Genomic DNA, 19,384 nt, shown 5'->3' on the forward strand with positions numbered 1-19,384 from the left:
AGAAATGTTTTATAACTCAAAAAGAAGACATAGTTTTTTAGATTTTATAAGTCCAAATGAATTTGAGAAAAGATACAATGATAGTGTTACTCAACCCAAGGTGTTAACTGAATAAAAAAGTGTCTACTATCTTGGGGTCATTCCATGAAAACCAGTATTCACAAGTAATTCTAAATCTTTTAACAAATGCAAAAGATGTTTTAGTATTAAGAAATATAGATAATCCATCTATAAAAATAGTTCTTGATACAAAAAAAGATAGATCAATAGTCTATATTTCAGACAATGGTGGAGGAATAGAAGAAGATAAAAAAGATTTGATATTTGAGCCATATTTTACAACAAAACAAAAAGGAAGCGGTATTGGTCTTTATATGTCAAAAATGATTATAGAAAAACATTTTAAAGGCAAAATTGAAGTTGAAAATACAAAAGTTGGAGCTACTTTTATAGTTTATAGTTAATTTTAAAAATATTCTTTTTTAAGCTATTTAAACTAAAATCTCTCTATTTCCTCTTGCATCAACTTCACTTAGAACACCTGTTTTTTCTAATTGTTCTATAATTGTTGCAGCTCTGTTGTACCCTATTTTTAATCTTCTTTGTAAATATGATATAGATGTTTTTTTATCTGTTATTATCACATCTTTTGCATCTTCATACAAATCATCCAAAATTAGATCTTCAACACTACTATTTTTAGCACTTTTAGAACCATTAGAGCTAGAACCTAGATTTTTATCTTTTATAAAGTTCATATCATATTCAACAACTCTTTGATCTTTTAGAAAATCAACAACTTTTTCAATTTCAGTTTCAGTACTCCAAGGAGCATGAATTCTTACAAGTCCAGGCATTCCAGGAGGAGTAAAAAGCATATCTCCACGACCCAATAAAGACTCAGCTCCCATAGAATCTAAAATTATCTTAGAATCTATTCTTTGCCCTACTTTATATGATAATCTACTTGGTAAATTTGCTTTAATAAGTCCCGTTACAACATCCACACTTGGTCTTTGAGTTGCAACAATTAAGTGAATTCCACTAGCTCTTGCCATTTGTGCAAGCCTTGCTATTGAGTATTCGACATCTTTACCGCTTGTCATCATTAAATCAGCTAGCTCATCGATTACTATAACAATATATGGCATAGTAGGAAGACCTTCTTTTTGTGCTTTTTCGTTGAAGTTTTCAATATTTTTTGTTTTTGTTTTCGCCATTAATGTATAACGTCTCTCCATCTCACTAACCATATTCGCTAATGCATTAATTGCATCAACAGCTTTTGTAATAACAGGAGTTAAAAGATGTGGAATATCGTTGTACATAGAAAACTCAAGCATTTTTGGATCAATCATAACAAGTCTTAGATTATCTGGTGAATTTTTATAAAGCAATGATAAAATCATTGAGTTAATTCCAACAGATTTTCCACTTCCAGTAGTACCTGCAATAAGTAAGTGTGGAAGTTTTTTAAGATCTGTTACAAAAGGTTTTCCTACAATATCTTTACCCAAAATCATAGTTAATGGAGATTTAGAGTTTTGAAAAATTTCACTATCTAGCATCTCTTTTAAATAAATTGTTTGAGTATCTTCATTTGGAACTTCAATTCCAACTACATCTTTTCCAGGAATTGGAGCTTGAATTCTTATTGTTTGCGCTTTTAAAGCCATTGCTAAGTCATCTTGAAGACCTAAAATTTTTGAAACTTTTACATTTGGAGCTGGTTTAAACTCAAAAGTTGTAACAACAGGACCTGTGTAAGTTCTTACAACATCTCCATCAATTTTAAACATAGCAAGCTTATCAAGTAAATCAGCTATTTTTTTATCTATAAAAGCTTCATTTACTTTTGTTTTATTCTCTTTTGGAGCATCTTGAAAGAAGTTTGTTGGGGGAAGCATAAAATCTTTTGGTTTTTCAGTTTTTCCAAACTCTAATTCACTTAGAAGTTTTGCATTTTCTTCAAGTTCATCAACAATTAAATTATTATTGCTTTGATTGTTATTTGTAATTTCACAAAAAATATCTTCTTCATCTTTCTTTGATATTTCAAAACTATCTTCTTTTTTGTAAAGTTCTTTTTCTAGAATTTCTTGATTTTCAAAAATTACTTTTTCTTCTTTTGGTTTTGGAATATATTTTGGTTTTTCTTGATATATTTTTTGATCGATTTTATGATTATTTACTTTTTGCTCATTTACCTTTTTTAGGCTATTTTGTTTTAGTTTTATTCTACCTTTTAGCTTTTTTAAATCCTCAATTGTTATATTTAAAGTTTCAAAAAGAATTAAAATACAAATGCTAAAACCTATCAAAACAAAAATATACAATCCAGCTTGTCCAATAAAAGGAGTAAAGGCATCTACTAAAATATTACCTATTTCTCCTCTTTCATAAGGATTTTCAAGCAAAAGAGTTTGAAAAATCAAAGATATAAATAAAAATAGAAATACTACCGATATATTTAGAATTAAATCTCTATAATCAAGTCCTTTTTTAAAATTTATAAGATACAAAGGGTAGATTAGTAAAAGTAAATAAACATAAGATAAATATGAAAAATACTTAAATGAGAAACTAGCAAAACTAGCTCCAACATTTCCTACAACATCTTTTGTACTAATTAAAGTTGTAAATTGAAAATATAAAATAATAAATAAAACAATTAATGAAACGACTTTCTTAGCGATAATAAATCCTTTTATTTTAGTAGTTTTGATATTTTCCCTTGAAGTTTGAGCCAATCTCTATGCTCAATCAAAGGAAAACCAGCCCAAGTTTTTTTAGGCTCTTTTATAGATTTTGTAACTCCACCTCGAGCTGCAATAGTAGAAAATGCAGCAATTTCAAGATGCCCAGAAGTAGCACTTTGCCCACCCATAATCACATATGGTTGTAAAATTGTAGAACCACTAAGTCCAACTTGAGTAACCAAAATAGAACCTCTACCAATTTTACAATTATGTGCGATATGAACTAGATTATCAATTCTTACACCATCTTCAATAATAGTAGATGAAAAAACAGCTCTATCTATTGTACAATTTGCTCCAATTTCTACATCATTTCCTATTGTTACATTTCCATTTTGATATATTTTGATATATTTTCCATCTTTTGTGTGAGCAAAACCAAAACCATCACTTCCAATAACAGTTCCAGAGTGAATAATACAATCATCTCCAATTTTACAATCTCTATAAATTGTAATATTTGGGTAAATTATTGTGTTATTTCCAATAGTTACACAATCTGCTATAAAACTTCCAGACATAAGAGTACAATTTTTACCAATAACTACATTTTTTCCTAAATGTACATTTGGCATAATTGTTGTATTCTCTCCAATTATTGGCTCATTTCCATCATTTTCAATAAGTTTTGGTGCAAAAAGTTTACTAGCTTTTGCTAAATTTATATATGGTTCATCACAAACTATTACAATAGTTCCAGATGGAACCTCTTGCTCAAACTCTTTGTTTACAAAAACAGCTGCTGCTTTTGTATCTTTTAAGCTACTTATATATTTTGAGCTCTCTAAAAAACTAAGTTCACTATTTGTTGCATCTTTTAGACCATTTAAACCACTAATCTCAATATTATACTCGCAAGGAAGATTTAAATAATCCAATATATCTTTTAATTTCATAAACTATCTCTCCATAGCAACTATACCACTTCTTACAACTTCAAGTGGATTGAATTTTTCCATAACTTTTATAAAATTTATAATTCTATCACTTGAATCTGTTGCAGATACTATGATTGAATCATGAGTTACATTTTGAATACTTCCATGGTATGCTCTTGCTATAACATCTATATCTGCAAGGTTATTATCTATTGAAAACTTCATCAAAACTGTATCTTTTTCTATAACATTTTTATGTTCATTTACTTTTAAAACAGGAATAAGTTTGTTTAACTGCTTTACAATTTGATCTATCACTCTTTTATCACCAGTTGTTACTATTGTCATTCTTGAGTATGGACTTTCTTCCATTGGTGCAACCGTCAAAGAGTCTATATTGTACCCACGAGCTGAAAAAAGTCCAACAATTCTTGATAAAACATTGTGTTCATTTAAAACAACTACAGAGATAACTTGTCTTATTGTTTCACTATTATAATAGTTATTGAAATTACTCATTATCTATCTCCTTTTAATAAAGTCATCTCATTTAGGGAATGTCCATTTGGAACCATTGGTAATACCTCTTCATTTCTAGCAACAATTACTTCAATCATTGCTGGTTTTCTTTTCTCAACAGCATCTTTAAAAGCTTCATCAAACTCTTTTTTAGTTGAAACTGTATAACCTAGGCAGTTAAAAGCTTCTGCTAACATCTTAAACTTTGGTTGAGCAGTTAAATCAGTTTCGGCTAATCTATTTTCATAGAACATAGTTTGCCATTGTCTAACCATTCCCAAATAGTTGTTGTTTAAAACGATATTTATTACAGGTAACTCATATTCACTACAAGTCATAAGCTCTTGAATATTCATCAAAATTGAGCCATCTCCTGTAAAATTTACAACTACTCTGTTTGTTCCTTTAAATGCTCTAGCAGCACCTAAAGCAGCTGGTAATCCAAATCCCATAGTTCCTAATCCACCACTTGTTATAAACTGTCTTGGATGTGAAAATGTGAAAAATTGAGCAGTCCACATTTGATGTTGTCCAACATCTGTTGAAATAATTGCGTTATCTCCTAATATTTTTCCAACTCTTTGAATAGGCCACTGAGGTTTGATTAAATCATCTGTATCAATATATCTTAAAGGCTCTTTTTCTCTATAATCTTTAAGTAATTCAACCCAATTTGAAAAATCATTTATCTCATAATTCTCAGCATCTTCAATCATAGCTTGAACTGTAAGTTTTAAATCACCAACAATTGGATAATCAGCAACAACAAGCTTTGCAATACTTGTTGGATCAATATCTATGTGAATTACTTTTGCTTTAGATGCAAATTCATCTAATCTACCAGTTACTCTATCATCAAATCTAGCACCTAAAGATATAAGTAAATCAGTCTCATGAGCTGCCATATTTGCAGCATATTCACCGTGCATTCCTAACATTCCAAAGAAAAGTGGATTTTCATCTCCCATAACTCCTCTTGCCATTAAAGTCTCAACAGCTGGAATATTTAGTTTTTTTGCTAAATCTCTGATTTCATAAGCACAATTTGATAAAATAGCTCCTCCACCAACATACAAAAGAGGTTTTTTTGCATTTGAAATAGCTTCCATAGCTCTTTTTAACTGCTTTTTATTGTAATTTAGTGTAGGTTTATATGTTGGCATACTTACTTCACTAGGATATATAAATTCACCCATTTGTGCTGTGATATCTTTTGGAATATCAACATGAACAGGTCCTGGTCTTCCTGTGCTTGCTAGATGAAATGCCTCTTTTATTATTCTTGGTAAATCTTCTATTTTATTTACCAAATAGTTATGTTTTGTACAAGGTCTTGAAATTCCAACTGCATCTATTTCTTGAAAACCATCAGTTCCAATAATTGTTGTTGGAACTTGTCCTGAAATTATTACTATTGGAATTGAATCCATATAGGCATCTGCAATACCAGTAATTGCGTTTGTAAATCCAGGACCTGAAGTAACTATTGCAACCCCAGTTTTTCCAGTACTTCTAGCATAGCCTTCGGCTGCTATAACACAAGCTTGTTCATGTCTGTTTAAAATATGTTCAAAATAATTTTGCTTGTAGATTTCATCATAGACGTTCATAATGGCACCACCTGGGTATCCAAATACAACTTCTACCCCTTCTTGATGTAATGATTCAATTACCATTTTTGCGCCACTCATTTTCATGTGATTCTCCAATATTTAAAAATAAGTTTTGATTTTACTCAATTTTTGATTAAATTATCGTTTTTAAAAGCTATGAAATAGTTAATTTATCTATATTTTTTGATTGAGCCTAAAATATTTTATTATTTTTCTGATATAATAATTTACTAAATCTTTTTAAGGAGATTACATATGGATATAGGTTCAATAAATAGTACAAGCAGTATTCAGAATTTAAATAATTTAAACAACAATTCAGGTGTTGCTTTAAATAAAACACAACTAAAATATAGTATTGATGATTTCAAAAGTAATTCATCTGAAGCCCTGACTGTAAGTAGAAGTTCTATCTTAAAAAGTGAATTTTCTCAAGATATTCAATCAATAAATGATGGTATTGCAAAATCTCAAATCTCACAAACTTCAATGGATAAGCTTCAAGATTTTATGAAAAATATCCAAAATAAACTTGAAAATAGTCAAAATTATGAAAATAAAAATGATTTAAAACAAGAGATAAATCAAGAGTTAAGAAACTTCAACCAACAGGCTTTTGATACAAAGTATAAAGAAGAAAACCTTATTGCAAGTAGATATAATGATCAAAAAGAGAGTATCCAAATAAGCTCTAGCAATAATCTATTTTCAATAGAAAAACCAAATGTTGCAAATTTTACAAATGATATTTTTGATGTTGTAAATAATAACGACTTAAATAACCCACAAAATGTTGAAAATGCTTTAAATAAAGTTTCAAGTACTTCAAAACAACTCCAAGAATTATCTGGTCAATTTGTAGATTTCTCAAAACAGTTACAAGCTGATGCAAAAAATAAGATTATCGAACAAAACTACAATCAAACTATTGATTTTGGAAGAGAATCAAGTAACTTTTCAAAAGCAAATATAAATATAAATGCTGGATATTTAGCAGCTTCTCAGGCTAATGTAATTCAAGAACAAAGTGTAAGACTCCTTTCTTAATGGAGCTTCACTTTTTACTTAAAGCATAATTTATAGCAACACCTTCTCTTAATCCATCATCAAATACAATTGATTTGTTTTTTTCTAAAGCATCAAAAAATAACCTATAAATATAAGTTCCAATTTCCAAATATTCAATTCTACCTTTTCCTACCATCTCTATTAACTCTTGCAATGTTTTTTGTTTTAAAAGTTTTAAACTATCTTCTAAATCTTCGATATCCAAAATAGTTCCATTTACTCTATTTTTATCATAATTAAAATAACTAAGTCCTAATTTTATTGAAGCAATAGTTGTTGGAGTTCCAGCTGTTGCAATAAATGGGAAATCTTTAATTGAGAAATCAAGTGTAGATAAAAACTTTTTAATTTCTATTTTTTGATTTTCTAAATCTTCAAAAAGTTTTCCATCATTTAAAGATTTTTGTGTCATTGTAACTATTCCAAAATCAAAACTTTTTATATAAAAATTATCTTCAAAGTTAACTATAAGTTCTGTTGAACCACCGCCAATATCAAGTAATATAAAGTTTTGTGTATCTATTTTCTCTCGTTTTAAAGCATATTTTATCGCAAGTAAAGTAAGTCTTGCTTCTTCATTTGCATCTATGATATTAAATTTTGCACCACTATTTTTTTCAATAAAATCTAATGCTTCTTGTGAATTTTTTGCTTTTCTCATAGCAGCTGTTGTCACACAAACTGCATCTTTTAAATCAAAATTTAGCTTCTTTTTTGCAATTCCTAGCGCTTCAACTACTCTATTTAAAGCTTCAAAACTTATTTGACCAGTATTTATTAAACCATCAGCTAAACCAGTTACTTGATGATATTCATCAACTATTTTAAAATTTAAATAATCATATTTTAATACTCTAAAAGAATTTGAGCCTAAATCAATAGTTATGACTTCATTTTTCATAGATGTTTAATCTTTATTTTTGAATTTAATAAATATCCGATAATTATTATAGAACCTAATACAAAATACTCGCTTATATAACCTGTTAGATAAATCAAATATATAACCCAAAGAAGAATAGCTCCTAAAGGTGTTGGAATACCAGTAAAATATTTCTCAATTTCACCCTCATTTGCATTTATATTAAATTGAATAAGTCTTCTAAGTCCAGAAATAACATAGTAAATAAAAACAAATGCTATTAAAGCCATATTGTAAAATGACTCTTTGCCATCAAAAATAGCAAAATATATAAACATAGCAGGAACAATAACAAAAGATAAAAAATCTGCATATGAGTCTAGTTGTATTCCAAATTCAGTTGAAAGATTATATTTTCTAGCAATTTTTCCATCGAAAATATCAAATGCACCAGCTAACCAAGCAAAAAGTGCAGCTCCCATAAACTCATTATGAGTCAAAAAATATATTGCAAAAATTCCACAAGAAATATTAAAAAAAGTTACAATATTTGCAAGATTGAAGTGACTATGTTTATTGAATAAAAAATTCATTTTTCCTCTTTTAAAATTAAATAGCTGTAATTTTACTATATATTAGCTCAATATATAGTTTATATAAAATGTTCGTCTTCAAATTTTCTTATATAATCTTCTTTAATTTTTTATGTTACAATAGCATTAAATTAAATTTAGGTAAAGAAATGGAAATACAAAACGATTATTTAAGTGCTTCCACAATATATTCTGAACTAGCTTTGAAAAAAAGTGAGTTAGCAAATATTGATAAAAAAGAGTTGGAAAAATCAACTTTTGAAAAAAGTGACAGTACAAATCCTATTTCTAAATATGATGAAAAAGACTATGAAAGAGTTTTAAATAAATTTAAATCTAGTGATATGGAAATTAGAAATCATGAGCAGTTACATGCAAGTTTGGGAACAACTACAACTCCTATTAGATATGATTATCAAATGGGACCAGATGGAAAGCTATATGCAATTGGAGGAAGTGTAAGATTTGATACATCTATTCCAAAAGATAAAGATGAAGCTATACAAAAATTAGATGAATTACAAAAAGCTTCATCTTCTCCAGATGGTTTAAGTAGAGCTGATAGCTCTATTGCGCAAGCTGCAAATTTAAATAAAATGTTAATACAATCTATACAAGAAGGAGCTAATTATGAGAATAGATAATAATCTAAATGCTATGCTGGGAGCTAGTTTACAAATTCAAGAACAGGCTTCAACAATTGCACAAGTTGCAAATACAACAGCCGATCCAGAGTTTCAAGATGCTGCAAGAGATATTACTTCTGCTATGGTTGAGCAAATTCCTGAAATAATAGCATATAGTGCAAATGCAAAAAGCATTGAAATACAAGCAGTTGCTATGGAAAGACTACTTGATTTAAAAGCATAAGTTAAAACTTATGCTTTTATCTATTTTCTTTTATAAAATTTTTTAAATCCTCTAGTTGGTTTTCATTAAAAACTTTTACACCATTTTCCTCTAAAAGTCTTGAAGTTAAACCTTTTTCAACTATTAGTTTTTCACTAAATGTTCCATCATAAACTTCAATATTACCACATGATGGAGATTTTGATTTAAATAGTGCTACTTTTATATTATTTTCCAAACAAATATCCAAAGCTTTTTTTGCACCAATTAAAAAATTTATAGTTACATCATTGTCTTTTTCATCAACAACTACAAATGGTTTATTATGACTTTTTATCTCTGATTTATTTCTTGGAATTCCCAATCCTCCAGCAACTTCAGGACAGATTGAAAAAATCTCATTTTCACACATAATATCCATAAAAAGCTCTTTTTGTGCAAATCTAAATTTAGGATTTAGTGCAATACTAGAGTTTGCACCATCATATCTTGTATCTTCTCCTAAAAGGCACGATGAAACCAATATTCTCATATGTTTTCATCTTCAATATTTAGTTTTATATCTTTTAAGTTATTATAGAAAAAAGTAGGTAGTTGTATATTACTAAATGCTGCTTTCATAGATACAAAAATCTTTGGGTTTTGCTCTTCTAATTTTGCCAAAAGCTCTTTTGTAGTTGCTCTTGCATGAGGCATTTTTACATCAAACCTAAGTCCTGGACAAGCTTCATCTCCAATAACTCTAATCTCATTTGAGTCTGCAAAAGCACGAAGCTGTCTCTCTCTACAAAAAATTAAAGGGCGAATAACTTCTAATCCATTGTTTGCCTTATATATTGGAGGCATAGTTCTCATAGTTCCATTATAAAACAAGTTCATAAAATATGACTCCATTGCATCGTCTAAATGGTGACCTAGAGCTATTTTATTGTAACCTTGCTCTAAAGCTGTTGTGTATAAATATCCTCTTCTCATTCTTGAAAAAAATGAACAAAAAGATGAATTTTTTCTTATTTTTTCACCTGCAAGATCAAATATTTGAGTATCTATTATTTCATGCTCTATTCCATGCTCTTTACAATGATTACTTAAAAACTCTATTTGTTCTCCCATTCCATAAGTGATTGTTACTGCTTTAAAATCAAATTTAAAAGGTGCTTTCTTTTGCATTCTATTTAGTGTATGCAACAAAGTCAAAGAGTCTTTTCCACCACTAAATCCAATCATAATCCTATCATTTTCTTTAATTAATCCAAACTGGGCATTTGTTCTACCTACATTTGTAGTTATTTTTTTACTTATTTCTATCAATTTTAAAAATCCTAAAATATTTTTTTTTGGATTATATCTAAAAAGTTTTAATAAACTATTTTAATAAAATATTATATAATCAACTCCTTAAAATTTAACCAAAAAGATATAAAATGACAATTGAAGAAGAACAAATATTTATAGACAAAATCAAAGAGACTCTTTTACCTATCGTTATATATATGAAAGAAGAAGAGATAAAAAAAATTATTTTAAGCGTAGAAGAGCAAAATGAAAACTTACCAAAAGGTTTTGGAGATATGCTTTTTGAACAGTTGATTGTATTAAAATACAATAGATTAGGTAAATAATTATGAGAGATTTTATTTCATACAACAAATCTTTAGAGATTATAAATAGTATAACTTTTGATAAAATTTCAACTCAAAAACTTTTTATCACAAATGCCATAGGAAGAGTTTTAGCTAAAGATATAGTAGCTGATCATAATAGTCCTGAATTTCCAACTTCAGGAATGGATGGATATGCTATAAAATTTGAAGATATAAGTAATGATTTTATAGAAATTGTTGATAAAAATCCAGCTGGTTTTGTAGTGGAAAAAAGTGTTGAAAATGGTAGTTGTATAAAAACTTTTACAGGTTCACTAATGCCAAAAGGAAGTGATACTTTAGTTCCTATTGAAAATGTAGAGGTGCATGAAAATAAAATAAAAATTATAAAACCAGTTCCTCTTGGATTTGCTGTTCGAAATATCGGTGAAAACTACAAAAAAGATGAAGTTTTAATCAAAAAAGGCACAATTATAGGTTTTAGTGAAGTTGGAGTGATGGCTTCTTTAAATATTCCACAAATTGATGTTTTTTTAAATCCAACTATTGCAGTTGCTAGCACTGGAAGTGAAATTTTGGACTTAGGTGTTACTCAAACAAATGATTCACAAATAAGAAGCTCAAATCATCTTACACTAGAAGCACTTTTTAGAAGTAATGGTGCTGAAGTATTACAAATGGGACCAATTATTGACGATATAGAAACTATTACAAATTTCTTTGAAAGTTCACTTAAAAAAGCTGATATTGTTGTAACAACTGGTGGAGTTAGTGTTGGAGATTATGATTTTGTTCAAGATGTAATAAAAGATAGATTAAAAGCAAAAATTTTATTTCATGGTGTTTTGATAAAACCAGGACTTCACATACTTGTAGCTTTAAAAGATGAAAAAGTTATTGTAGCACTTCCAGGATTTGCATACTCTTCAACTATTACAGCTATTTTATATGTGTTACCTTTGATTTATAAATTTAGAAAAGCAAATCAATCTTTACCAATAGTAAAAGCCAGAATAGATCAAGATTTAAAAAGAACTCAAGATAAAACAATTTTTACAGCTTGTAATGTTGAGTATAAAAATGGTGAATATATTATAGATTTTGTAGGAAAAAAATCTGGAACAAGCGCTATTTTAACAAATATGCTTGGTAATCCAGCTCTTTTAATTCAAGATGAAAAAAGCCCTGATATAAAGGCTGGTGACTTAGTAGATATTATTTTACTTAATAATTTAAAATAGTGTCAAAAAATACTTTCTATTTTTTAATAGTATTAGCCATGATTCTTTGGGGAGCATCTTGGATTAGTACAAAAGTTATTACAAATTATATAAATGCCTATGAAATGGTATTTTTAAGAATGGGAATATGTTTTGTATCTATGGCTCCTATAATATTTTTTACAAATATGAAGTTTAAACTAGATTTAAAAACTTTAATCTTGATACTTTTTGCATCATTTTTCCTAGTTTTATATAGTATCTTTATGTTTTGGGGAGTTGAGCATGGGACTGGAAGTTTAGGAGGAGCTATGGTTCCTTCAATGATTCCAATCATAACATATATTTTTGTAGCAATTTTAAGTAAAAAAACTATCAATCTAAAACACTCTTTTGCCTTGATTTTGGGAGTTTTTGGTGTTTTAAATATGATAAATATATACCAATTTAGCCTTGAAGCTATATTTAGTAAAGATAATATATATTTTATAATAGCCTCAACTTTGTGGGCAATAATTACTATAATTACTGCTAAATCAATAAAAATAAATGCTTTTGTATTTACAACTTATACTTATATAATCTCTAGTGCTACTTTGTATATTTTTTATATTGATAGTTCTATTTTTATGAAAATTTTAGAGTTTGATACTGTTTTTTGGTTTAATATGTTTGTAATTACTATTTTAAGTACAACATTTGCAACATCTATTTACTTTTTTGGAGCAGTTAAATATGGTGCAAAAGAGGTTTCTAGTTTTGTCTTTTTAGTTCCAGCAAGTGCTATTATAATTGGAAATATATTTTTAGATGAGAAAATAGAACTTACTACAATTGTAGGTGTTGTTTTAGCAATGATTGCAATATATATTCTAAATAATCTAAGCTTTTTTAGACTATTTAGAAAAAAGAGTTAAAAAGAACAATCTTTTAAATCTCCACTATAAAAACCTTTTTTTAAAGCTTCCATTCTTTGATTTGAAGTTCCATGAGTAAAAGAATCAGGGATAATATATCCTTGTGCTTGTTTTTGCAAAGTATCATCTCCAATAGCACTAGCGGCTTTAAGACCTGCTTCCAAATCACCTTCTTGTATTGAGTCAAAAATAGCTTTTGAATGATATGCCCAAATTCCAGAGTAACAATCAGCTTGTAACTCAACTTTTACTTGCAAAGCATTTTGTTTTGTAGTTGAAACAGTACTTTTTTCTTTTTGAACTTTATTTAAAGTTCCTAATAAATTTTGGACATGATGCCCTATTTCGTGAGCAATTACATACGCTTGTGCAAAATCTCCAGGGGCTTTATATTTTTTTGCTAATTCATCAAAAAAAGCTAAATCCAAATATACTTTTGAATCAGCTGGACAATAAAAAGGTCCAGTTGCAGAAGATGCAAATCCACAAGCACTTTTAACTGCTCCTCTAAAAAGTACAAGTTTTGCATCACTATAAGATAGACCATTTTTTGCAAAAACTTCTCTCCAAATATCCTCTGTTTGAGCTAAAATAGCACTAACAAAAGCAGCTTGTCTATCATCATATTCTTGATTTACAACTTTTTGAGTTTGTGCTTGAGAAGTTGTTCCACCATCAAGAAATGATAGTGGATTTATTCCAAATCCAAAATACAAAACTAAACCAATAATTAAAATAATTCTTCCAATTTTTGTACCCAAAAGAGATTTAATCAAAGGCAATAGTGAAAGAATAGAACTTCCTCTTGAACTACTTCCAAAATTTTGAGTCTCTCCTCTTTTATCTTCAATATTTGAACTTCTTCTATTATTTTCCCATTTCATATCTTACTCTTCATCTTTAATATATTTATTAGAGATCTCTTTTGTTGGTTTCACTCCAAGCTCTAAAAACTTTTGACTTCTTGAGATTAAATTTCCTCTTCCACTACTTAGTTTATTTATTGCTTTATCGTAAGACTCTTTACTTTTATCTATACTTTTTCCAATATCTTCAAAATCATTTAAGAATCCTACAAACTTATCATATAAATCTGCTGCTTGTTTTGAAATCTCTTTTGCATTTTCACTTTGTCTATTATCTTGCCAAAGATTTTCAATAACTTTTAGACTTGAATACAAAGTTGTTGGAGAAACTATAACAATATTTGATTTTAAAGCCATTTCAAAAATATTACTATTTTGTGATAATGCTATAGAAAAAGCTCCTTCTATAGGAATAAACATTAAAACAAAATCCAAACTTCTTAGTGAATCAATATTTTCATATTTTTTTGAGCTTAAATCTTTTATATGATTTTTTATAGAGTTTAAAAGCTTAGAAATCGACTCTTTCTTCTCTATTTCATCTTCACTATTGAAATAATCAACATAAGAATTTAAAGATAATTTTGAGTCAATTATAATATCTTTATTTGTAGGTAGATGAACAATTACATCAGGTCTTACAAGATTTCCTTCACTAGTTCTAAATGAGTTTTGAACTTTATATTCAATATCTTTTCTAAGACCTGATTGATTTAAGATTGATTCCAAAATCATCTCACCCCAATCACCTTGAATCTTATTTTGACCTTTTAGTGCTTTTGTAAGATTTAAAGCATCATTTGAAATTTGATTATTTAGCTCTTTTAAATTTTTTATCTCTGTTAAAAGTGAGCTTCTTTGTTTTGTCTCTTCTGTAAAAACTTCATTTACCCTATTTCCAAATATATTTAATTGAGCTTTAAATGGTTCTAAAATTTGATTTATATTTTGGTTCGATTTTTTTGAATTATCTTCAAAAATCTTAGAAGTGATATTTTCTATCTCAGCTTTTAGCAAAGCTTGATTTTCTCTATTTTGAGCAATTGAAGTTTCTAAAAACTCTTTTTCTAGTTCCAAGCTCTTTATTTTTGATTTATACTTCTCAACTATAAAAAATAAAATAGTTGCAAATAGTATAAAAACTATTGCGACTACTAGAAAGAAATTTGTACTTTCAAATTCAAAAATCATATAAACTTCTCTTTTTCAACATCATATCCCAACTCTTTAAATCTATCTATCAAAGGTGGATGTGAGAAGTAAAAAAATATGTAAAGCTTGTGAGAATATGGAAAAGATTTATTTTCATTTGCTAGTTTTAGTAATGCTTTTACTAAATCTTCTTTACAAGATAAGTTTGCTCCAAAATCATCTGCAGCATATTCGTTGTGTCTTGAAATCAAAGAAATCAAAGGCATTAAAAAAAAGCTTAAAACTGTTGAAAACATTAAAAAAACGACAATAATTGCATAAGGTTCATTTTGTAATCCTAAACTTAAAAAAAGTTCATCATTTAAATTTCCAAAAATAGCAAAGAAAACAAACATAACTAATCCCATAATTCCTATATTTTTAAGAATATCTCCATTTTTAAAATGCCCTAGTTCGTGTCCTAAAACTGCTAAAAGTTCGTTATGAGTTAATTTTTCAATTAATGTATCAAATAAAACAACTCTTTTTGTACTTCCAAGCCCTCCAAAATAAGCGTTTAATCTACTATCTCTTTTGCTTGCATCTACACTGTAAACTCCACTACTTTTAAAACCAACCTCTTTTAAAAGAGAGTTTATTTTCTCTTCAAGTTCAACATCTTTTAGTTTTTCAAACTTATCAAACATCTTATCTCTAATAAGTGGGTAAAGCATATTTATCAAAACAATAACTACAAAAATAAAAATAAAACCAAATATCCACCAAGATGGAAAATTTAAAATAATATATGAAATTCCTGCAATTACAAGAGAACCAAAAACAATTGTAAGAAATGCTGATTTTATAGTATCTTTAATATATAAAGCTGGAGTCATATTAGAAAAACCATACTTTTTATCTAAATTAAAAGTTTGATATAAAGAAAATGGTAGAGATAAAAGCCAATTTATTATAATAAATAAATTTATAAATAAAACTGCTTTTAAAATTGGATTATCAATATTTAGTTGAGTATCCAAAAATTTAAGACCAAAACTTAACCAAATTATAAAAATAATGAAATCAAAAAATGAACTAGAAATTGCTAATTTTTCTTTATCAATACTATAATTAGCTGCTTCATGATATTTTTTTGTACTTAAAATAATAGCCTTTTTTTTAGTCGCATCTTTTACAAATCCAATTTGCATAAAAGATGTATAAATTGTAAAAAAAAGATAAAAACAATATGCTATAACAAAAAATTGTAACAAATATAAATCCTTATTTAAAAAATAGTGTATATCTTATTCAAATTTTGCTCTAATATCTTTTAATTTTTGAATAATCTTTCTATCTTTAGTAAAATATACTAAATCATGATTATTTTCAAAAGATTTTTTTGTAAAATTTAAACTACCAATCAAAGCCAATTTATCATCAAAAATCATAGTTTTAAGATGCATTTTTTTTGAATCATCTGGAATGATTACTTTTATATTTGCCTCTTTTAACAAATTATAGATTTTATCATTTGCTTCAACCTTACTTTTATCCAAAACAACAGTTACCTTTACTCCATTTTTTGAAGCCTTTATTAAATCTTTTGCAATATTTTTGTATGAAAAATTATACATTGCAATAAAAATAGACTCCTTTGAGCTTAAAATTTCATATCTAATTTTCTCTTTTAAGAAATTAGATTCATCAGGAAGTGTAAAAAGCTCATTTGAGTAAGCACTAACAACAAGCAGTAACATAAATAATAATTTTTTCATTTAATTCTCCAATATTTCAAATATATTTTGTGGTATTTTCGATGGTTTTCCAAGCTTCAAAAATACTAACTTAAATTTTGCTTCAAAAATAAGCTCATCAACTCTGTAAATCTCTTGTTTCATAATAATTGAAGCTGCTTTTTTCTCAATTAGTTCTGTTTTTATCTCTAAAATATCTGCAAATTTTGCAGATTTTATCCAGTTGGCTTCACATGATTTAACTACAAAAAATTCAACTTCTGAGTGAGGAAGTAATCCTTTTTTAAAAAATAACTCACTTCTTGCTCTTTCACAATAGTTTAAATAGTTTGAGTGATAAACCATGTTCCCACAATCTGTATCTTCATAATAAACTCTTATTTTCATCTTAAAACTCCTCGAATTCAACTCTATTTCTACCAGATTCTTTTGCTAAATATAGTGCATTATCAGCTTTTTTTGTTAATTTTGTTTTCTCAAGTTCATCTTTTGGAATAACTGTTGAAACTCCTAAACTAATTGTTACTATACTTGAGATTCTTGAATTCTCATGAGGTATTTCAAGATTTTGTACTGCTATTTTTAGTTTTGTTGCAATATTTATAGCATCGAATTTATTTGTATTAGGTAAAATGCAAATAAACTCTTCTCCTCCATATCTTGCTACTAAATCGTGAGATCTATTTAGTTTATCTTCTAGGCATCTAGCAATTTTTTGTAAACATAAATCTCCAGCTTGATGTCCATATGTATCATTGTATTGTTTAAAAAAATCAATATCTAATAAAATAATAGATAACTCCTTTTGATTTCTTTTACAATAGTTCCACTCTTTTTCTAAAAATTCATCAAAATATCTTCTATTTGCAATTTTTGTTAAACTATCTATGTATGCCAAATTTTCTAGTTTTTTTCTACTCTCTTCTCTACTTTTTATATCAAATTGAAGTAAAATATATCTTCTTTTTTGTAGAAAAAATATACCTGGAATTGAAAATATTAAAAGTAAAAAATATAAAATAGCCATAACAATAATTTCATTTTTAATATCATCATACAAGGTGCTTAAGCTTCTACTAACGCTTACATACAAAGGTGTATTTACATCAAGTTCATTTGGTATTATTGAGTATATCGATAAAATTCTATTATCTTCTCCAACGTAAGTTAATCCTTCAAAGGTATTTAAAATATTTCCACTTGATATATGTTTTGAAAGTAAACTTTGACTATCTAAGAGTTTTTTACCAACCAATAAAGAATTGCTTGGAAATGTTAAAAAAAGCGTTCCATCACCATGAATAATAGATGCTTTCATATCATCTGAGTAGATTACAGAACTTAATAAATTTGACAAAGCAGTTGGATCAAATGAAGCCAAAACAATCCCAGCAAACTCTTTGTTTTCATCAAAAAATGGTGTTGATATATTTATAGTTAGATTCCCTAAAACACTAATATATGGTGAACTAATAAATAGTCTATTTTCTATAGGATTTTCTCTTACTATTTTAAAATAATCTCTTGAAGAGTAGTTAAAAGCTAATAAATCATCTCTACTTGAAGCTATTATATCTCCATTTTTATCCATTATTAAAAAAGTTCTAACAGATGGTATAACATTTACAAATAATTTTAAATTTGAAATTAAATCATTTTTTTTATTTATAGCAGTTTTTATATTTTTAAAAGCTTCATTTATAGAATATATTTGCATTAAAATATTATCGTTTATTATTTTTACTTGAGTTGATAATCTATTTTCTTCTGTTTTTATTACTTTCTGTTTTTCAAAAAGAATAGTAAATATTATAAAAATTGTGATAATAATTATAAAAAATATATATAAAAACCACTCTATGGCAAAAGTTTTAATAATACTTTTTTTAAAATTTTCTTGCATTATATTTTACTTTAAAGAATTTAGTTTACCAAAAAGATAGAGTTTGTTCATCTTTTTGAGCTTCATTTACTTCAATAAACATATTTTTATTATAATCAATATGTAAATTATAATTACCAATATTAAAAGTAGTTTCAATATTTTTTTTATCAAAATAGCTTGAGTTATCTCTATCTAAAAAATTAGATAGATGATACTCAACCAAAGATGGAGACATAGTATCTAAAGCACTCTCTAAGCCATAAAAAGTATCTACTCCAAAAAGGTTTAAAATAATATTTTTATCTACAGAAATAAACATAAGTTAAATTTACTGCTTTATTCCAAGGATAGAATCTAATCTTCCATCTGATAAATCAATTTTATTATCATCTTCATTTAAAATATTTCGATTATTTTGCTCATAAGCAAAGATATTTTCTTCCTCTTTTTTATCAGATTCTAATTCCGTTTCATTTTTATGCTCAGAAGAGTTATCTAAAAGATTCTGAGAAATAACTGGATTAAATGCTTTATTATCATCTATACTTTTTATTTCTTCATATTTTATTTCTTCTACTGTTGTTAGCGATGAAGTAGTTTTGTTTAAAATTCCTTCGATTTGACCAAGCATACTATAAATAGTATTTTTGTCTTCTTCTGTATTAGTATTAAGCTCTTTAACACTTTTCTCTAAATCCTCTTTTATCAACTCTAAATTTAAAACTTCATCTTCTAATTCATTTACTCTTTGTTTAAGAACTCCATTCTCTCCTTGAAGTCCTTGATAAGCCTTTATTAAGCTTGTTAAAGCCTCATTTAGTTTTAAAATAGTTTCTGCATTTGTCATAGTCTTTAATCCTTTA

The 19,384-nt window shown here is 27.2% G+C and carries 23 protein-coding genes; 7 read left to right on the forward strand and 16 right to left on the reverse strand.

All coding sequences use genetic code 11. From position 1 onward, the window contains the following. The first annotated feature begins 119 nt into the window (after positions 1–119). On the forward strand, positions 120–464 hold the full coding sequence (locus CJ670_RS08255) for a sensor histidine kinase (RefSeq protein WP_207763623.1): 345 nt from the start codon (positions 120–122) through the stop codon (positions 462–464). Between the two features lie 27 nt (positions 465–491). On the opposite strand, the gene CJ670_RS08260 is transcribed toward CJ670_RS08255, so the two are convergent. The 4 genes from CJ670_RS08260 to CJ670_RS08275 are packed head-to-tail and all read right to left on the reverse strand — an operon-like array spanning position 492 to position 5,853. Further along, a complete protein-coding gene (locus CJ670_RS08260; protein ID WP_425352280.1) occupies positions 492–2,750 on the reverse strand; it encodes a DNA translocase FtsK in 2,259 nt (752 codons plus the stop codon). Further along, the gene (gene lpxD, locus CJ670_RS08265) at positions 2,708–3,655 is read right to left on the reverse strand and encodes a UDP-3-O-(3-hydroxymyristoyl)glucosamine N-acyltransferase (protein WP_105939620.1); all 948 of its coding nucleotides are present in this window, start codon (positions 3,653–3,655) and stop codon (positions 2,708–2,710) included. Before lpxD ends, CJ670_RS08260 begins: the two co-directional genes overlap by 43 nt. A 3-nt stretch (positions 3,656–3,658) precedes the next feature. Beyond that, positions 3,659–4,156 (reverse strand): acetolactate synthase small subunit, encoded by a 498-nt coding sequence (gene ilvN, locus CJ670_RS08270; RefSeq protein WP_105911271.1) that lies wholly within the window; start codon positions 4,154–4,156, stop codon positions 3,659–3,661. Further along, complete coding sequence (locus CJ670_RS08275) at positions 4,156–5,853, reverse strand: acetolactate synthase large subunit (RefSeq protein WP_105939621.1); 1,698 nt, start codon at positions 5,851–5,853, stop codon at positions 4,156–4,158. The genes ilvN and CJ670_RS08275 overlap by 1 nt, the downstream gene beginning before the upstream one ends. A gap of 171 nt (positions 5,854–6,024) precedes the next feature. On the opposite strand from CJ670_RS08275, the gene CJ670_RS08280 reads away from it, so the two are divergent. Beyond that, on the forward strand, positions 6,025–6,816 hold the full coding sequence (locus tag CJ670_RS08280) for a hypothetical protein (RefSeq protein WP_105939622.1): 792 nt from the start codon (positions 6,025–6,027) through the stop codon (positions 6,814–6,816). Between the two features lie 7 nt (positions 6,817–6,823). Here the strand turns inward: CJ670_RS08280 and CJ670_RS08285 are convergent, their stop codons facing one another. Both CJ670_RS08285 and CJ670_RS08290 read right to left on the reverse strand, forming a co-directional pair. Continuing rightward, entirely contained in the window at positions 6,824–7,738 is a 915-nt protein-coding gene (locus tag CJ670_RS08285; protein WP_105939623.1) for a Ppx/GppA phosphatase family protein, read from the reverse strand. Further along, positions 7,735–8,292 (reverse strand): CDP-alcohol phosphatidyltransferase family protein, encoded by a 558-nt coding sequence (locus tag CJ670_RS08290; RefSeq protein WP_105939624.1) that lies wholly within the window; start codon positions 8,290–8,292, stop codon positions 7,735–7,737. Before CJ670_RS08290 ends, CJ670_RS08285 begins: the two co-directional genes overlap by 4 nt. 149 nt (positions 8,293–8,441) lie before the next feature. Between CJ670_RS08290 and CJ670_RS08295 the strand changes: the two genes are divergently transcribed. Both CJ670_RS08295 and CJ670_RS08300 read left to right on the forward strand, forming a co-directional pair. Further along, positions 8,442–8,936 carry a putative metalloprotease CJM1_0395 family protein gene (locus tag CJ670_RS08295; RefSeq protein WP_105939625.1) on the forward strand — a complete coding sequence of 165 codons (495 nt, stop codon included), beginning with the start codon at positions 8,442–8,444 and terminating at the stop codon, positions 8,934–8,936. After that, positions 8,923–9,162 carry a hypothetical protein gene (locus CJ670_RS08300; RefSeq protein WP_105911984.1) on the forward strand — a complete coding sequence of 80 codons (240 nt, stop codon included), beginning with the start codon at positions 8,923–8,925 and terminating at the stop codon, positions 9,160–9,162. The genes CJ670_RS08295 and CJ670_RS08300 overlap by 14 nt, the downstream gene beginning before the upstream one ends. Positions 9,163–9,178: 16 nt before the next feature. Here CJ670_RS08300 and CJ670_RS08305 read toward each other — a convergent pair whose 3' ends face one another. Continuing rightward, complete coding sequence (locus CJ670_RS08305) at positions 9,179–9,673, reverse strand: 2-thiouracil desulfurase family protein (protein ID WP_105939626.1); 495 nt, start codon at positions 9,671–9,673, stop codon at positions 9,179–9,181. Continuing rightward, on the reverse strand, positions 9,670–10,452 hold the full coding sequence (locus tag CJ670_RS08310; RefSeq protein ID WP_105911986.1) for a tRNA 2-thiocytidine biosynthesis TtcA family protein: 783 nt from the start codon (positions 10,450–10,452) through the stop codon (positions 9,670–9,672). The genes CJ670_RS08305 and CJ670_RS08310 overlap by 4 nt, the downstream gene beginning before the upstream one ends. A gap of 113 nt (positions 10,453–10,565) precedes the next feature. On the opposite strand from CJ670_RS08310, the gene CJ670_RS08315 reads away from it, so the two are divergent. The 3 genes from CJ670_RS08315 to CJ670_RS08325 are packed head-to-tail and all read left to right on the forward strand — an operon-like array spanning position 10,566 to position 12,882. After that, entirely contained in the window at positions 10,566–10,763 is a 198-nt protein-coding gene (locus CJ670_RS08315; protein ID WP_105911987.1) for a hypothetical protein, read from the forward strand. A gap of 2 nt (positions 10,764–10,765) precedes the next feature. Next, positions 10,766–11,986: a molybdopterin molybdotransferase MoeA gene (locus CJ670_RS08320; RefSeq protein WP_105939627.1), complete on the forward strand. Its 1,221-nt coding sequence runs from the start codon at positions 10,766–10,768 to the stop codon at positions 11,984–11,986. Further along, entirely contained in the window at positions 11,986–12,882 is an 897-nt protein-coding gene (locus tag CJ670_RS08325; protein WP_105939628.1) for a DMT family transporter, read from the forward strand. Before CJ670_RS08320 ends, CJ670_RS08325 begins: the two co-directional genes overlap by 1 nt. Here CJ670_RS08325 and ypfJ read toward each other — a convergent pair. From ypfJ to CJ670_RS08365, 8 genes are read right to left on the reverse strand one after another with little or no spacing between them, the layout of a single operon-like run. Next, a complete protein-coding gene (ypfJ, locus tag CJ670_RS08330) occupies positions 12,879–13,766 on the reverse strand; it encodes a KPN_02809 family neutral zinc metallopeptidase (protein WP_105939629.1) in 888 nt (295 codons plus the stop codon). The genes CJ670_RS08325 and ypfJ overlap by 4 nt on opposite strands. 3 nt (positions 13,767–13,769) lie before the next feature. Then, positions 13,770–14,939, reverse strand: coding sequence for a DNA recombination protein RmuC (locus CJ670_RS08335; protein WP_105939630.1), 1,170 nt, complete (start codon positions 14,937–14,939; stop codon positions 13,770–13,772). Beyond that, the gene (locus tag CJ670_RS08340) at positions 14,936–16,153 is read right to left on the reverse strand and encodes a M48 family metallopeptidase (protein ID WP_105939631.1); all 1,218 of its coding nucleotides are present in this window, start codon (positions 16,151–16,153) and stop codon (positions 14,936–14,938) included. Before CJ670_RS08340 ends, CJ670_RS08335 begins: the two co-directional genes overlap by 4 nt. Before the next feature lie 33 nt (positions 16,154–16,186). Then, positions 16,187–16,657, reverse strand: a complete 471-nt coding sequence (locus CJ670_RS08345; protein ID WP_105911993.1) for a phospholipase D-like domain-containing protein — start codon at positions 16,655–16,657, stop codon at positions 16,187–16,189. Next, positions 16,658–17,023 carry a YbgC/FadM family acyl-CoA thioesterase gene (locus CJ670_RS08350; RefSeq protein ID WP_105939632.1) on the reverse strand — a complete coding sequence of 122 codons (366 nt, stop codon included), beginning with the start codon at positions 17,021–17,023 and terminating at the stop codon, positions 16,658–16,660. Between the two features lies 1 nt (position 17,024). Beyond that, positions 17,025–18,539: a sensor domain-containing diguanylate cyclase gene (locus tag CJ670_RS08355; RefSeq protein ID WP_105939633.1), complete on the reverse strand. Its 1,515-nt coding sequence runs from the start codon at positions 18,537–18,539 to the stop codon at positions 17,025–17,027. A gap of 25 nt (positions 18,540–18,564) precedes the next feature. Then, positions 18,565–18,840, reverse strand: a complete 276-nt coding sequence (locus CJ670_RS08360; RefSeq protein WP_105911996.1) for a hypothetical protein — start codon at positions 18,838–18,840, stop codon at positions 18,565–18,567. Between the two features lie 9 nt (positions 18,841–18,849). After that, positions 18,850–19,368 carry a hypothetical protein gene (locus tag CJ670_RS08365; RefSeq protein ID WP_105911997.1) on the reverse strand — a complete coding sequence of 173 codons (519 nt, stop codon included), beginning with the start codon at positions 19,366–19,368 and terminating at the stop codon, positions 18,850–18,852. Positions 19,369–19,384: the final 16 nt, after the last annotated feature.

Origin of the sequence: Arcobacter cryaerophilus gv. crypticus, assembly GCF_002993025.1 — a bacterium.
GTDB lineage: Bacteria > Campylobacterota > Campylobacteria > Campylobacterales > Arcobacteraceae > Aliarcobacter > Aliarcobacter cryaerophilus_B.